General features: G+C 49.0%; 12 protein-coding genes. 4 read left to right on the top strand and 8 right to left on the bottom strand.

The window, feature by feature from the left end:
* Positions 1-6 precede the first annotated feature (6 nt).
* The 4 genes from FHS77_RS11370 to thrC form a co-directional block, all read right to left on the bottom strand.
* Positions 7-2,952 carry an EAL domain-containing protein gene (locus FHS77_RS11370; RefSeq protein WP_184223443.1) on the bottom strand — a complete coding sequence of 982 codons (2,946 nt, stop codon included), beginning with the start codon at positions 2,950-2,952 and terminating at the stop codon, positions 7-9.
* A gap of 55 nt (positions 2,953-3,007) precedes the next feature.
* Positions 3,008-3,604, bottom strand: a complete 597-nt coding sequence (locus FHS77_RS11365) for a GNAT family N-acetyltransferase (RefSeq protein ID WP_184223441.1) — start codon at positions 3,602-3,604, stop codon at positions 3,008-3,010.
* Between the two features lie 94 nt (positions 3,605-3,698).
* Entirely contained in the window at positions 3,699-4,991 is a 1,293-nt protein-coding gene (locus tag FHS77_RS11360; protein WP_184223439.1) for a M16 family metallopeptidase, read from the bottom strand.
* Positions 4,988-6,403 (bottom strand): threonine synthase, encoded by a 1,416-nt coding sequence (gene thrC, locus FHS77_RS11355; protein WP_184223437.1) that lies wholly within the window; start codon positions 6,401-6,403, stop codon positions 4,988-4,990. Before thrC ends, FHS77_RS11360 begins: the two co-directional genes overlap by 4 nt.
* 202 nt (positions 6,404-6,605) lie before the next feature.
* On the opposite strand from thrC, the gene FHS77_RS11350 reads away from it, so the two are divergent.
* The 3 genes from FHS77_RS11350 to FHS77_RS11340 all read left to right on the top strand — a co-directional run bounded on the left by FHS77_RS11350 (position 6,606) and on the right by FHS77_RS11340 (position 9,265).
* A complete protein-coding gene (locus FHS77_RS11350; protein WP_184223434.1) occupies positions 6,606-7,157 on the top strand; it encodes a hypothetical protein in 552 nt (183 codons plus the stop codon).
* 233 nt (positions 7,158-7,390) lie between these two features.
* The gene (locus tag FHS77_RS11345; RefSeq protein WP_184223432.1) at positions 7,391-8,869 is read left to right on the top strand and encodes an EAL domain-containing protein; all 1,479 of its coding nucleotides are present in this window, start codon (positions 7,391-7,393) and stop codon (positions 8,867-8,869) included.
* 213 nt (positions 8,870-9,082) lie between these two features.
* Positions 9,083-9,265 (top strand): hypothetical protein, encoded by a 183-nt coding sequence (locus tag FHS77_RS11340; RefSeq protein ID WP_184223430.1) that lies wholly within the window; start codon positions 9,083-9,085, stop codon positions 9,263-9,265.
* Between the two features lie 121 nt (positions 9,266-9,386).
* On the opposite strand, the gene FHS77_RS11335 is transcribed toward FHS77_RS11340, so the two are convergent.
* Complete coding sequence (locus FHS77_RS11335; RefSeq protein WP_184223428.1) at positions 9,387-10,073, bottom strand: HAD family hydrolase; 687 nt, start codon at positions 10,071-10,073, stop codon at positions 9,387-9,389.
* Between the two features lie 136 nt (positions 10,074-10,209).
* Positions 10,210-11,997, bottom strand: coding sequence for a chloride channel protein (locus FHS77_RS11330; protein WP_184223578.1), 1,788 nt, complete (start codon positions 11,995-11,997; stop codon positions 10,210-10,212).
* Positions 11,998-12,354: 357 nt separating this feature from the next.
* Between FHS77_RS11330 and FHS77_RS11325 the strand changes: the two genes are divergently transcribed.
* Positions 12,355-13,488 carry a site-specific DNA-methyltransferase gene (locus FHS77_RS11325; RefSeq protein ID WP_184223426.1) on the top strand — a complete coding sequence of 378 codons (1,134 nt, stop codon included), beginning with the start codon at positions 12,355-12,357 and terminating at the stop codon, positions 13,486-13,488.
* Between the two features lie 60 nt (positions 13,489-13,548).
* On the opposite strand, the gene FHS77_RS11320 is transcribed toward FHS77_RS11325, so the two are convergent.
* Entirely contained in the window at positions 13,549-14,163 is a 615-nt protein-coding gene (locus FHS77_RS11320) for an HAD family hydrolase (protein WP_184223423.1), read from the bottom strand.
* 3 nt (positions 14,164-14,166) lie between these two features.
* Positions 14,167-15,246, bottom strand: coding sequence for an A/G-specific adenine glycosylase (gene mutY / locus FHS77_RS11315; RefSeq protein ID WP_184223421.1), 1,080 nt, complete (start codon positions 15,244-15,246; stop codon positions 14,167-14,169).
* Positions 15,247-15,358: the final 112 nt, after the last annotated feature.

Genomic DNA, 15,358 nt, shown 5'->3' with positions numbered 1-15,358 from the left:
AATCATTTAAGCTTTTTCAGTTTGCTCTGCCGGTGGTTCATCTTCTGGCATTGTTTCTTCATCTGTGCTCTGATCCGGTGCTTGTTCTTTTTCCATTCCCTGCTGGGTCAGGATAAGGGTCGCATCATCAACCATCATCGGCTCACCGAACATGAAACTTTGAACATATTCGCAACCGATCTGCGCCAGATGTTCTGCATCATGCTCGCTCTCAACGCCTTCGGTTACAACCGCAAGTCCCAGATCATGTGCCATGCTGATGATGGAGCGCAGCAACGTGTTTTTCTGTGGCTGGTCGCCGATGACAAAAGAACGGTCGATTTTGATAATATCGAACGGGAAGCGGGTCAGATAGGAAAGTGACGAATAGCCCGTGCCGAAATCATCCAGTGACAAGCCGATGCCCATTGTCTTCAAACGATTGAGCACATGGGTGGACTGCTCAGGATTTTCCATCAAAACGGATTCGGTCAGTTCCAGTTTCAGACTGCCCGGTTGCAAATGAATACGCGAGATTACCGAACGCACATCACTGATGAGATCCTGACGGATAAGCTGCGTGCTGGAGAGGTTGACCGAAACAAAGAGATCAAATTTCGGGAATTGCTCCTGCCAGTTAGAAAGAGTTTCGGCTGCTTTTTGCATGGCAAACATGCCAAGCTGGATGATGAGTCCTGAATTTTCTGCAATCGGAATAAACTCTGATGGCGAAATCGGCCCGCGTCTTGGATGATCCCAACGCATCAATGCTTCAAAACCGGCAACCATTCCATCTGAAAGACGCACGATCGGCTGATAGGCGAGGCTGATTTCCTCACGTTCAATGGCGCGGCGCAGATCAGATTCGAGCTGCAATTTATCACTGCCGATTTCACGCAATGCCGGACGGAACGGCTCGATTTTATCGCCGCCACAGCGCTTGGCCTGATACATGGCAAGCTCTGCATCCTTGACGAAATTTTCGGCACTGGTGGCAGCTTTTGTCCAGCTGATAAGGCCAACAGAAGCGGTCAGCACGATTTCGCGCTTGGCATAGGCAATCGGCGCACGCACAGCCTGACGCAGCGCCTCAGCAAAGGCCGCAATACGTGCCGGATCACTTTCAGAGGCCAGCAGCAAACCAAACTGGTCGGAGGAGAGGCGCGATAGGGTATCTTGCGGTTTGAGCAGGCGGAACAGACGGCGCGAAATTGTGAGCAGGATGGTGTCACCTGCCGACATACCGAGGCTGTCATTGACCTGCTTAAAGCGATCGATATTGATGATGAAAACAGTCGGGCGGAAGCGGATTTCTTCCTGCGCCATGTTCATCACGCTGTTTAAGCGATCAAGGAACAATTCGCGGTTAGGCAGACCGGTGAGATTATCATGCACCGCATCATGCAACAGGCGCTCTTCGGCTTTCTTCTGTTCGGTGACGTTAACAAGTGTGCCGACACAACGCACCACTTCGCCATCAAGGCCGATAACAGGACGCGCACGCAGCGAATACCAGTGATAATGGCCGTCATTAGCGCGCAGACGGAAGGTCTGGCTGATTTTGCCGCGACGGTTTTCAAGCAGCGCGTCCAATGTTGCGCGGAAACGGTCACGATCATCACCATGCATCACCGGCAACCAGTTGCGCACTGCACTTTGCAAGGAACTGGCGCTGCTACCTAAATAATGCGCAATATCAGGCGTGGTGGTTACGCGGTCACGCGGCACATCCCAATCCCAGACAATATCACCGGCACCGATCACGGCGAGCGCCTGACGCTCCATGTCAGAGAGCAGGCCAAGCTGCATTGCGCCACCGGCAAAAGCGTGCTGCATCACGGTAAAACCAATGAGCAGAACGATCAGCACGAGGCCGCCCCCGAGTGCAGGCTGCACAATATCGTTATCGACAAGGCCGGTCACTGTCATCCAGCCGCCGATCAGCCAGATCAGAATAAGCAACCATGCCGGTATCAGCATAATGGCGCGGTCATAGCCTTTGAGCGCCAGATAGCCGATGAGGCAGATGCCGCTGACAACGGTGAGCGCCAGTGATATACGGGCAATACCGGAGGCAATTGGCGGGTCGAAAATAGCAACACCGGCAAGCGCTAACAGGCCAAGCACCCATGTCACCGCACCATAGCTGAAATGGTCATGCCAGCGGTTGAGGTTGAGATAGGTAAAAAGAAAAATGACGAGCGAGGCGGCAAGGGCAACTTCAGTGCCGGCACGCCAGACTTGTTCATTGCCGGGAGTGATGGCAATCAGCTTTGTCCAGAAGCCGAAATCAACGCAAATATAGGCAAGGACTGCCCATGCAAGGGCTGCGGTTGCCGGAAAAAGCGATGTTCCTTTGACCACAAACAAAATGGTGAGGAACAAGGCCAGCAGGCCGGAAATACCAAGCAGAATGCCGCGATAAAGCGTGTAGGAGTTAACGGTGTCTTTATAAGCATCCGGCTCCCACAGATAGACCTGTGGCAGATTGGTGGAGGCAAGTTCGGCAACAAAAGTAACAACTGTGCCCGGATTGATGGTGATGCGGAACACGTCGGCATCAGGGCTTGGCTGGCGATCAAGCGCAAAACCCTCACTCGGCGTGATAGAATTGATGCGGTTGGAGCCCAGATCAGGCCAGACAATACCGGAATTGACCAAGCGGAAATGCGGCGCGACAATCAGCCGGTCGATCTGCTCATCAGTCGGATTGGCAATGGCAAAAGCCGCCCAGTCACCCGATGAGCGGCTTTTGCCGTCAGCCTGCACTTCAATACGGCGCACAATTCCATCAGGGCCGGGAGCAGTTGAAACCTGAACGCTTTCGCCCTGATTGCGGAAGATCTCGACAGCACGAGTGAGATCAAGAGCAACATCACTTTTGGAAATTTTGATGGGCTCGACAGCAAGAGCCGGCGTGGCAATAAAACTTGTCAGTACAAGCGTGATCATCAAGGCAGCAAATTGAGCCATTAAATTCAGCCTTTTCAGGGCTTTGTTGCGATAGCTTTTAATTGCCGGCACTGTTTTACACCTTGTTGTCGATATTGTATTTATCGCTTTCAAGCAGGGATAAAAGAATATGATCCTGCCATTTTCCGTTGATTTTCAGATAAGAGCGCAAAAGACCCTCTTGCTGAAATCCAGCTTTTTCGAGAAGACTAATCGAACGTATATTATTGGGAATACAGGCAGCTTCAAGCCTGTGCAAGCCAAGATGCTGAAATGCGAAGGGGATAACTAAGGCAAGCGCTTCGCTCATATAGCCATTTCCTGCATAAGGAACGCCGCTCCAGTAGCCGATCATTCCGTTTTGCCCAACACCCCGCCTGATATTATTCAGCGTTATGCCGCCGACTAATTGCTGATCACTATTACGAAAGATGAAGAAAGGATAGGTCGTACCTTTGTTTATCTCTTCCTGATAGTGGCGAATTCTGTGCCGGAATGCACTTTTTTCCAATACATCCGGTGTCCATGTCGGCTCCCATGGCGTCAAAAATGCTCTGCTTTTTTCACGCAGCACTTTCCATGCCTGATAATCACTTAAATAAGGCTCTCTGATATGAACCTTTATTCCTTGTAATTTCAGGCTGTTATTGCGCATGAAGGGCAAAGCTATCATGGATGTGCCTTAAGGAGGATATCGTTCAGCCTGTAACCGTCAAAAGCGAATTTAAAAAAGCCGGCGGCGCTATGCTACCGGCTTTTCTAATGTGTTAAATTGCTAATTGAGGCTTTTTTACGCGCTTGTGCAAAGAGCTGCCCAATGTGTCGAAGTCCATCAGCTTACCAACCGGGCCAACGGCTGCGATGGTGGGCTTGGTATCAACAAACAAACGACCGGCAAGATCGGTCAGACGTTCCGGCGTAATCAGCGACAGGCGATCCATCAGCTCCTGATTGTCAACAGGGCGGCCATAAAGCATAAATTGGCGCGCCAATTGTCCGGCACGGCTGGAAGCGCTTTCTTGTGCCATCAACAGGCCGGCGCGATATTGTGCGCGGGCGCGATCAACTTCTTCAATGCTGATATGGTCGGATACTTTGTGCAATTCATCAATGATGACAGGCACGAGCTCAACCATTTCATCACGGCCGGTTGCCGCATGGATGCCAAAAATGCCGGTATCGGAAAAGCCCCAATGGAAGGCATAGACTGAATAGCACAGACCGCGTTTTTCACGCACTTCCTGAAAAAGGCGTGAGGACATGCCGCCGCCAAGAACCATAGAAAGCAATTGCGAGGCATAAAAATCACGCACATGATAGGCGCGACCTTCAAAGCCTAACAGCAATTGTGCATCCATCAGGTCACGATCTTCGCGGAAATCACCGCCAACATAAGTGGCAATGTTTGGCACTGGTGCTGTGTTGGTGGAGCGGAAACTGCCAAGGCGCTGTTCTACTTCACGCACAAATTCGTCGTGATCCACACCACCGGCAGCCGTTACAACCATACGGTCAGCACTATATTGCTCATTCATATAGCTGCGCAGATCGGCCGAGGTGAAACCGGCAACCGTTTCAGGTGTACCTAAAATAGCGCGGCCAATCGGTTGGTGGCGGTAGGCCGTTTCGGTGAAACGGTCAAAAACAATATCATCAGGCGTGTCATGCGCGGCACCAATTTCCTGCATAATGACCTGTTTTTCGCGCTCCAGCTCGTCTTCATCGAACTTGGAGCTGGTCATGATATCGGCCAGAATGTCGATGGCAAGCGGCATATCGTTGCGCATAACACGGGCATAATAAGAGGTGGTTTCAACGCTGGTGGCTGCATTGATCTCACCGCCGACATTTTCAATATCGGCGGCAATCTGCCATGCGGATCTGTTTTCTGTGCCTTTAAAGGCCATATGTTCTAGAAGATGTGCGATGCCGTGGTGGTTTTCCGCTTCGTTGCGCGCTCCAGCTTTTACCCAGATACCCAATGCCACACTTTCAATATGTGGCATTGTGTCCGTGGCAATGGTCAGCCCGTTGGACAGGCGGGTAACTTGAATACTCATCCGCGGGTAGCTCCCTGCTTAGCCGCTCTGGAGTGGGCAGACACGTAATCTTCTACGGTTTTCAGCTCATTATCCAAAACAGTAAATTTTTCTTTTCGAGTCATCAGGTCAGCTAACCAGTGTGGAAGAGCCGGGTCAATGCCGGATGCTGATTTTACTGCTTCAGGGAATTTGGCCGGATGGGCGGTGGCAAGACATACCATCGGGGCAGAAGACTTGTGCAAATCGCGTGCAACTTTCACGCCGATAGCTGAATGCGGATCAAGCAAATAGCCGTCTTTTTTCAATACAGACTGGATCATTGCCGCTGTTTCATCGACATCAGAGCGTCCGGCGCCAAATTCTGCACGGATGCGTGCGAGCGCGCCAGCTTCGATAGTGAACTGGTCGGATTGCTTCAAATTGTCCATCATTGAACGCACAGCTGCTGCATCACGATTATGTGCTTCAAACAGCAAACGCTCGAAATTGGACGAGATTTGAATATCCATTGACGGCGAGGTGGTTTGCGCAACACCACGCATTTCGTAAGAACCATCAGCAAGCGTGCGTGCCAGAATGTCATTGTCATTGGTGGCAATGAGAAGCTGGTCAATCGGCAGACCCATTTTTTTAGCGACGAAGCCCGCAAAAATATCGCCGAAATTACCGGTCGGAACACTGAAAGAGACGCTGCGATCTGGCGCGCCAAGGCTAAGCGCAGACGTGAAATAATACACGATCTGCGGCATGATACGTGCCCAGTTGATGGAGTTGACGCCGGAAAGCGACACGGCATCACGGAATTTCAAATTGTTGAACATGCCTTTGACGAGGTTTTGGCAGTCGTCAAAATTACCGTTGATGGAAAGGGCATGGACATTGGCGGCTGTCGAACTTGTCATCTGGCGTTGCTGCACCGGAGACACACGACCATTCGGGAACAGAATGAAAATATCGGTGCGGTCACGTCCGGCAAAGGCTTCAATGGCAGCGCCGCCGGTGTCGCCTGATGTGGCGCCAACGATTGTTGCGCGTTCGCCGCGTTGTGCCAGCGTATAATCCATCAGGCGCGCCAGCAATTGCATGGCAACGTCTTTAAACGCTAATGTCGGCCCGTGGAAAAGTTCCAGCACAAATTCATTAGCACCGGTTTGTACCAAAGGGCACACCGCATCATGGCGGAATGTGCCATAGGCTTCCTCGACCATTTTGCGGAAATCATCAGCCGGAATTTCGCCGTCGATAAAAGGTGTGAGTACTGCGATTGCGATATCCACATAAGATTTGCCGCGAAGTGCACGAATCTCAGCCGCGCTGAACTGCGGAAATTCTTGTGGTAAATAAAGGCCGCCATCACGAGCCAGACCAGCCAGTAAAGCATCGCTGAAACCCAGAACTGGTGCTTCGCCCCGCGTACTTACATATTTCATTTTAAAACAGCCTTCGTTCCCGATTGCATCTTGGTTTTGCTATTTTCTGCGATATCGCATAAAAGAGAATTGTATATCACACGTCGTCAGGGGTTGCTCTTAGCTTTAAAAAACACGAAAACAACCTTTCAGAATGTTCGATATACAAATTCTACAGAACATTGGTATAGAACAGGTTGATTAGTGCAGGGAAGACCGCTTGATGCAGAAATTATCCTTTACGCGTGCAGCGATTGTCACAGCATTGTTGCTGGGTGTTGCTGGCTGTAACACAACCGGCACCAAAGATGCCGCTGAAAACACCAATGTGGCCGAAGATAACCGCATTACATCCGATGAATTGCGAGCTTATTGCCCGAGCGTTTCTTTGCGTGAAGGAACGGCTTATTTCTCAAAATACGCAAAAAGCAGTGAGAAAACCTCAGATCAGCTGATCTATCAGGCAACCATCACGGATACGACGCGTGCTTGTAAATATGGCAACGGCACCATGACGATGGAAGTTGCAGCCGCAGGGCGCATTGTTCCAGGTGCAAAATTTAATGCAGGCACTACCAAAATGCCGATCCGCGTGGCTGTATTGCAGGGCGACAAGGTGGTTTATTCCAAACTACATCAGCAGCCGGTGTCATTGAGCGCCAGAACAGCATCGCAATTTGTCTTTAATGATAATCAGGTAACTATTCCATTGCCTGATAAAGAAAATATTCAGGTCTTTGTCGGTTTCGACGAGGGGCCTTATAATACTAAGTAATACTGTCATTGGCCGGATAATGGTTTATCCGGCCAATTTCTTTGGTTGTATATTTTATTTTATCTTTTAATAATTTTATCTCATTATTTATTTTTTCTCTGAAAGAGTAACGATTGGTTTTAATCCGAACGAAACTGTTGGGCATATTTGATGCTGTTCCAGTCATCGCTTTGGGGCTTTTTTTATTATGCGCGGTTTCCGCAAGAATTCTTTCCCATTATGTGGATGATTATTTGAACCGTGCTGAGGCTGATAGCTATACGCAGGAATTGCTCAGACAGACGAATAAAATATTGGAGCAGGCAAAAGAGAAGATCAATGAGATCAATCAATCACCGCATGAGTTTTGTTCCGCTAATGATTTACGCTTTATAAGAAATACTATTTACTCAAGTGGTTACATTACAGATTTTGGTCGATTAAAAAATGAGAAGCTGCAATGTTCGGTTTTACTGGGCAATAATATTCCGCAATGGAATAGCTATTCACATGGCATTTTGCGTGCTGACGGGTCGGTTATCTATGGCGATACGCCCTTATTCTCATCGTTCAATCGTGGCGTTATTTTAAATATTCATAACGCAAATGTGGTTTTTAATCCCGATCTATTGTCAAGTTTTGAGAAGCCGCATTATAGATTTTCGGTCTATGCCGGAGCGCCTGCGCTTAATGCTGTTGTGCGGCTTTTCTATCATCCTGAAAACAATAATATCGAAGCGCCTGATAATATTATTGGCTCAAAAAACTGGATTGAGGACGATCAGTATTTTTATAAACTATGCTCGCCGGAAACATATATTTGTGTGATTACGGTTGCGGATCAACAAGCCTATCAGAATAAACATAGGCTGATTGATACGGTGTTTACAATTCTCGGCCTGGTGATCGGTGGCTTGGCGGCTTTGTTGTTGTTGCGTTATTCGCATAATGCACAAACTCTGAGCATGCAGCTGATAAGGGCGATCGCGCGGCAGGAGCTGGATGTCCGCTACCAGCCGATTGTTAATGTCAAAACCGGCGAGATCATCGCTTTTGAAGCTCTAATCCGGTGGGAGGTGCACCCTGATGATTATGTGCCACCTGATGCGTTGATCGAACTGGCTGAAAAAGCTGGCTTCATTACCCGAATAACCTGCTATGTGCTGAACCGTGTCCAGGCGGATATGGGGCTGATTTTACAAGATCACCCGCAACTGCGGATCAATATCAATATTGCGGCCTGTGATTTGCAGCAAGAAAGTTTTTACGAAGCATTAGCGCGTTTTCAAAATAAGGGTATTCGGCCGCATCAGATCGGCATCGAACTGACGGAACGTTCAGCCGCGGACAGTCATGCGTTCAGAGGGATTGAACGGCTGCGCGCTCTTGGACATAAAATTTATTTGGATGATTTTGGCACCGGTTATTCCAGTTTGGCACTGCTTGGTAAAATTCAGGTGGATGCGCTTAAAATGGATAAGGCTTTCACACAAACGGTCGGCACTGACGCTTTGACCGTGTCGATTGTGCCGCAAATTCTTTCCATCGCACAAGAATACAAGCTTGGCATTGTGGTAGAGGGCATTGAGACGGAAGAGCAGGCTGCTTATTTCAAAGCTCTGCCTTTATCCATTGCAGCGCAGGGCTGGTATTTTGGAAAGCCACAAAATATTAACGAAGTTCAGCGATTGATGGGCATAAGCAGTAAAAAGAAGAAAAAATCCGCTTTTTAGTTCTTGTTCTTTAACGGTTTTAATCCAAAGAATATTCGGGTGAACTATAGCAGAGCAAAAAAATATGGCTGAAGCTGTAAAATATCCGTCGGCATTTCTACGCTGTATTTCACTGGTGCCATAAATAAATCTTTATTGAAGTGATTAAGGTCTGATGAACCATTGGCAGCATTCATGAAATATTCGTCAACCAATATAGGTTAGTATATCGCTATGCATAAACGATATGAAGCAGTTTTAGAGCCTACCGGTCTGTGGTCCGTCTTTGATGACGAAGAGGGAATTCCGGCAATGATCGGTGATCGTATTTTGATCGGCCTGAGTGAAGAAGAGGCTGAAGAGGCAGTTGTGGTGTTAAGTCAGCCCCAAAAGAGCGCTGGTCGCAGCGTCGCCTGATCAAAGAATTTTCGCGCATTTTAAGTGCGCGGCATTTAAAAGTTACCTGACATTAAAAAGCCGGGGCGATGGTTAAATCCTGCTCCGGCTTTTTCTTTTATGAGCTTAAATGCTTTAAGCTTCAGGCATCGCTCCAGATCGACAAAGCTTCTACGGTTGCCAGCAAATCTTTGTGACGGCTGATGACGGTTTCAGCACCTTCTTCGGTCAGCTGGTCTGCATGTCCCGGATAGCTGTGTGCGCCGCCGGTGAAGCCGATAACGCGCATGCCGGCACTGCGGGCTGCCTGTACGCCATGGGTTGAATCTTCCACGACTATGACATCCTTTGGCGCAACGCTGAATTGTTGGGCTGCATAAAGAAAAACATCCGGTGCCGGTTTGCTTTTCTTAGTGCCGACTTCCGGCGCCGAGAAAATATGTGGTGCGAAACGGTCGTAAAGGCCGGTGCGGTTGAGAGTGATTTTCAAACGCTCCATGCTGGAATTTGAGCCGATACAGAACGGATATTTGAGCGCGCTGATGACGTCTTCAATATCATCAATAATCTGCACTTCTTTTCTTAAGCGGTCATCCAGCTCGACATTGACTTTATCAAGCAGGCTTGCCGAAAAAGGCAGGCCGGATTGGCGCTCGACTTCCAGTAATGTATTCTTCCAGGTTAAACCGGCAAATCGTTCTGCCATCTCTTCGGCTGATACCTCATAACCGGCATCGGTGAGAAGTTCGGCTTGCACTTGCGCGGCAATAATTTCTGAATCAACGAGAACGCCATCGCAATCGAAAATAATCAATTTAGGTGCAGACATAAAAACGATCCATCAGTGATAGTTGTGCCAAACCTTGTGCGGTTTCGGCAAAAAATGAGGCAAGTGAGCTATAGGGCAGGCGGTATCAGACCGCCAGCCTTTTCTAATCTGAATGCGTAAACAGCTACGATATGTATCAGACCTCACCAGCCAGCTCACGGCGTTTACGGTCAAGTTCTTCGCTGTAGCGACGCAATGTATGGCTTTCGCTGAGAAGGCCGATCACTTTACGCTCCTGCGTATTGTTGATGACAGCTAAAGCTTCACTTTCGCTGCGATCAAAGCGTGATACTGCTTCTTTGGCATTCATTTCGGGCAGCAGATAAGCTTGCTTGAAGCGCAGTAAATCACGCAAATCACCGTCTTTGTCCTTATCTGCAAAGCTGCTGGAATAAACCTCCGGCAGCGAAATCATGCCAACATAGCGTCCCGTTTCATCAACAGCGATCACGCGCTGGGTCGAGCCAAGCGGAAACTCTTCATAAAACTTCTGCAAGTCCGTATCAATATTCACCGTGCGTACGTCGTGACGCATCATTTTATTGACCGTCAGATTGCGTATCCAGCCAATATCATGGGCACTGCGGATGCTCTCACCGCGCAGATGAAAACGCCATGTCGCAAAGGAATAGCCGAAGGTTTTGCGCACTAGCATTGAGGAGGCAAGTACGGCACCCAGCACCAGCATCATGATCGGAAAATCACCGGTCAGTTCCAGCGCCAGAAATGTCATGGTCAATGGACCGCCAATAATAGCCACGGCAAATGAACTCATGCCGATGACTGCATAGACAGCGGGCGTGAGCGTTGTTGGTAGAATAAAGCCAAAAATAATGGCAAATAATTTGCCGATCAATGCACCGAGAAAAAGGGAGGCAAAAAACAAACCACCACGAAAGCCGGAGCCGATTGAAATAGCGGAGGCAACGGATTTGGTGATGATAAGAAAGATGATGGCGAAGAAAGAAAGCTCTATGCCGACATCAAAATGCAAAGCCCCGTGGCCGGAGCCCAATACCTGTGGCGAGAAAAGTGCAATCACACCCACCATCGCGCCACCGACCATCGGGGTTAAAATAGCTGGTATAAAGCTTTTGCGAGCTGATTTTTCCACATAAGTAACAAGTCTCATCACCACAATGCCAAGGCCTGCACACATCAGTCCGAGCATCAGTGCCGGAAGGAAGTCGCCGGTGGTAACAGCTTCCAAACTGCCGATATTGATTTCCATAGTCGCACTGCCCAGCGAGCGCGTCACCAAGGTGCCAATGATTGCAGCAACCACAACAGGTGCCAAAGTGGCAATCGAATAGGCGCCGATAATTAATTCAAACGCATAAAAAGCACCGGTGAGCGGCGCATTAAACGCACTGGCAATCGCCGCCGCAGCACCACAACCCACAAGGGTGCGCATATCCGAGCGACGCAATTGCAATGCACGGCCAATCCGTGAAGCGAAGCCGCTGGAAAGCTGGGTGAAGGCTGCTTCCAGGCCCACCGATGCACCAAATCCATTGGAGATAAGGTTCTGCCCCACCAGAATAAAACTGTCGGTGAGCGACAAGTGCCCGCCATGTAAGGCATTGGCTTCGATGGGGTCGACGATAGGTTTTTTGTGCCATCTGGCCAAAACCCAGATAATGCCGCCCATCAAAACACCACCTGCCATAGGGGCAATGAGAGCAGACCATGGCAGACTGCTGGCGGCAGCACTTAAGTGATCATCGGCGCCGATCTCAAACACAGCCTGATGCAGCCACTGTGAGATCTGGCTAATAGCGGCAACCACAAATGCAGAAATAAGACCGACGATAGCCGCAGCAATCACGAGCCCCAGCTCGCTGCTTCGTACCAGCGCACGCCATCTGAACGGAACGAATAGCAGGCGCACATAAGGTGTGTGGCGCAGCTTTACCCAGTCAATCATCAGTTTCTGCTCACTTGTGTGGCCATATTTCGTCGCTTATGGCCGGATCATGCTTCTCTGTTTACAGGTGAAATAGTGGAGCGATTTGGCTTAAATAAGTCCTAATTTTCAATGCTAAATGTTAATTTAGCGCTTGGAAAAATGAAGGTCGGATTCATATTTGAGCGCTTTTGAAAGTTTTTTGAAATTTATATCCGCTTTCTATCAAGGTCAGAACCTCGCATTCCTCGGGCTTTAAACTCTGATTAATAAAAAGTTTACAATTTCAATGGGTTGTCGTTAACTTGATGTTTACCCTGTTCGGTAACCATAAGGCCAAGTTTAGTAACGCGTCCTCAAGTTATCGAGTATCCCATGTCTTTAGTCCGTCTTGTGAATGAATTGCCGGTTGAGGCTCCTCGTGCCGCCTGGCTTGATACCATCCTCAAGGGTGATTGTGTGGCGGCTCTTGAGCGTCTGCCGGATCATTCAGTTGATGTTATTTTTGCAGACCCTCCGTACAATCTGCAATTGGGTGGTGATTTGCACCGTCCGGATCAGTCAATGGTATCTGCTGTTGATGATCATTGGGATCAGTTTGAAAGCTTTCAGGCCTATGATGCCTTTACACAAGCATGGCTTTTGGCCTGCCGCCGTGTGTTGAAGCCGAATGGTACCATCTGGGTTATCGGTTCCTATCATAATATTTTCCGCGTTGGTGCCAAGTTGCAGGATCTGGGCTATTGGATGCTCAATGATGTGATCTGGCGCAAAACCAACCCGATGCCTAATTTCCGTGGCCGCCGCTTCCAGAATGCGCATGAAACGCTGATCTGGGCTTCGCGTGACGAGAAAAGTAAAGGCTATACTTTCAACTATGAAGCGATGAAAGCTGCCAATGATGATGTGCAGATGCGCTCTGACTGGTTGTTCCCTATCTGCACCGGCCATGAACGTCTGAAAGACGAAAACGGCGATAAAGTTCACCCGACACAAAAACCGGAAGCTCTGCTTGCGCGTATTTTGATGGCCTCCAGCAAGCCGGGTGATGTTATTCTGGATCCGTTTTTTGGTTCAGGCACAACCGGTGCAGTTGCTAAACGTCTTGGTCGCCACTTTGTCGGTATTGAGCGCGAACAGGATTATATCGAAGCAGCGACTGCGCGTATTGCAGCTGTTGAGCCACTGGGCAAAGCCGAATTGAAGGTGATGACCGGCAAGCGCGCTGAGCCGCGTGTGGCTTTCACCAGCGTGGTCGAAGCAGGCATGCTGCGTCCGGGCACTGTCTTGTGTGATGCGCGTCGTCGCTATGCGGCAATCGTGCGCGCAGATGGTACATTGGCTACCGGTGGCGACGCTGGTTCCATCCACCGCATGGGTGCCAAGGTACAGGGCTTTGATGCCTGCAATGGCTGGACGTTCTGGCACTATGAAGAAAATGGCGTGCTGAAGCCGATTGATGATCTGCGCAGCGAAATCCGCAAGCAAATGGCTGCCGCCGGCGTTTGATGCCCTTTAATATTTCAACGAGACAAAAACGCCTGAAAGCAATTTCAGGCGTTTCTTATTTTAAACGGTCAATTTATAGGCGGCGAGATCGGATCGTAAATTGGCCGGATCAGTAAAATGGATTGCTTGCCAGCCAGCTTCCAGTGCCGCATCAATATTGGCTCTATTATCATCAATAAACAGGGTGACTGTGGGGTCGAGATCGAAATTACGCACATGCAGATCGTAAATCTCACGCTCCGGCTTCATCACGAAAACATCGCCTGAAACCGTGGCACCGCGCGGTTCTTTCAAAAAGGTAAAGCGCTCTTGTGCTTCACGAAATGTGTCGGAGGCAAAGTTGGTCAGCATGGTTACATCATGTCCGTCGGCAATCAGCTGACGTAAAATGGTGACCGTATCCTCATAAGCATATGGTACCATTTTATGCCAATTTTGGCGAAAGCCTTTAATATGTACTTCATGATCGGGAAATTGTTCAATCAGGAGATTTTCGGCTTCTTCCCATTTCCTGCCACGGTCTTGTTGCAGATTCCATTCATGGGTGCAGATATTTTTAAAAAACCAATCCCTTTCAGCTTGATCAGGTATCAGATCGGCAAAGCCTAAATGCGGGTCATAATGAATTAATACGCTGCCGATATCGAAAACGATATGTTTAATCGCAGTAGTCATTTCTTACCTCCTGAACTTGCCCTTAATTTTAAATATGTCGGGTAGTGCAGCAGCAATCGCCTTTTTCATCACGGTCGGCAAGGCTTCCTCTGCCAGCATTTCCGCTGCCGACCACCAGCCGTCATTGACCTGACGCTTATCGGCACTAGTTGTATGGTAAACGGTGAGATGTAATTCAAAATGGGTGAAAATATGGGTAATAATGCCGGCATTACGCCAGTTGGCATGAAAAGGCGCAGCACTTAAATCCGTACTGCCATCCATGCGTGAATTCCAGACTGATCCCGGAACCTCGGCCATATTTTGCAGTAAGCCTTTTTCGGTTCGCTTGCGCAGTAAAATAGAGCCGTCATCGGCCTCAGCCACAAAAGCAGCACCCAACCGGACAGGGCGTTCTTTCTTTGGTGCTTTGACTGGAAAATGCTCCGGATCGTGATCTTTCAGGGCAAGACAAAAATCATTTAACGGACATAGGGCACAGGCAGGGCGTTTAGGCGTGCAAATCGTTGCGCCTAAATCCATCATCGCTTGGGCAAAATCACCAGGCCGGTCAACAGGTGTGATTGCTTCTGTGAGTTCGCGTATTTGCGGCTTTGCCTGTGGTAATGCGGTGGTAATGGCATAGAGCCGGGTGACAACGCGTTCGACATTACCGTCAACCACCGCTTCTGGTTGGTTAAACGCAATGGCTGCAATGGCGGCAGAAGTATAATCGCCAATACCGGGTAGTTTTTTTAATTCGGCCGCACTTGCCGGAAAAAGTCCGTCATGTTCTGAGACAACAAGTTCGGCGCATTTTTTCAAATTGCGGGCGCGGGAATAATAGCCAAGTCCTGCCCATGCACGCATGATGTCATCATCATCGGCAGCGGCTAAAGCGTCAACTGTCGGCCATGTTTTGGTGAATTTCAGAAAATAAGCTTTGACTGCTTCAACGGTTGTTTGTTGCAACATAACTTCCGACATCCACACTTTGTAAGGATCAGCTCTTATCCCTTGTGCAGATTGTGCAGGCGTTATGCGCCACGGTAACACCCTGTGATGTCTATCATACCAACGAAGTAGTGCTTGTGCTGTATTCATGAGTTAAGTGTTACGATATGTAAGAGCCCCCGAATTCTCCGGACATTTTCTCACCCTTAATTAAGGGTTAGGAGTAATGTTAGGCATATGACTAGTCATAATTCGCATATTG

The sequence above is a fragment of the Paenochrobactrum gallinarii genome (assembly GCF_014205685.1).
Lineage (GTDB): Bacteria > Pseudomonadota > Alphaproteobacteria > Rhizobiales > Rhizobiaceae > Paenochrobactrum > Paenochrobactrum gallinarii.
This window is presented reverse-complemented; position numbering and strand designations above follow the sequence as displayed.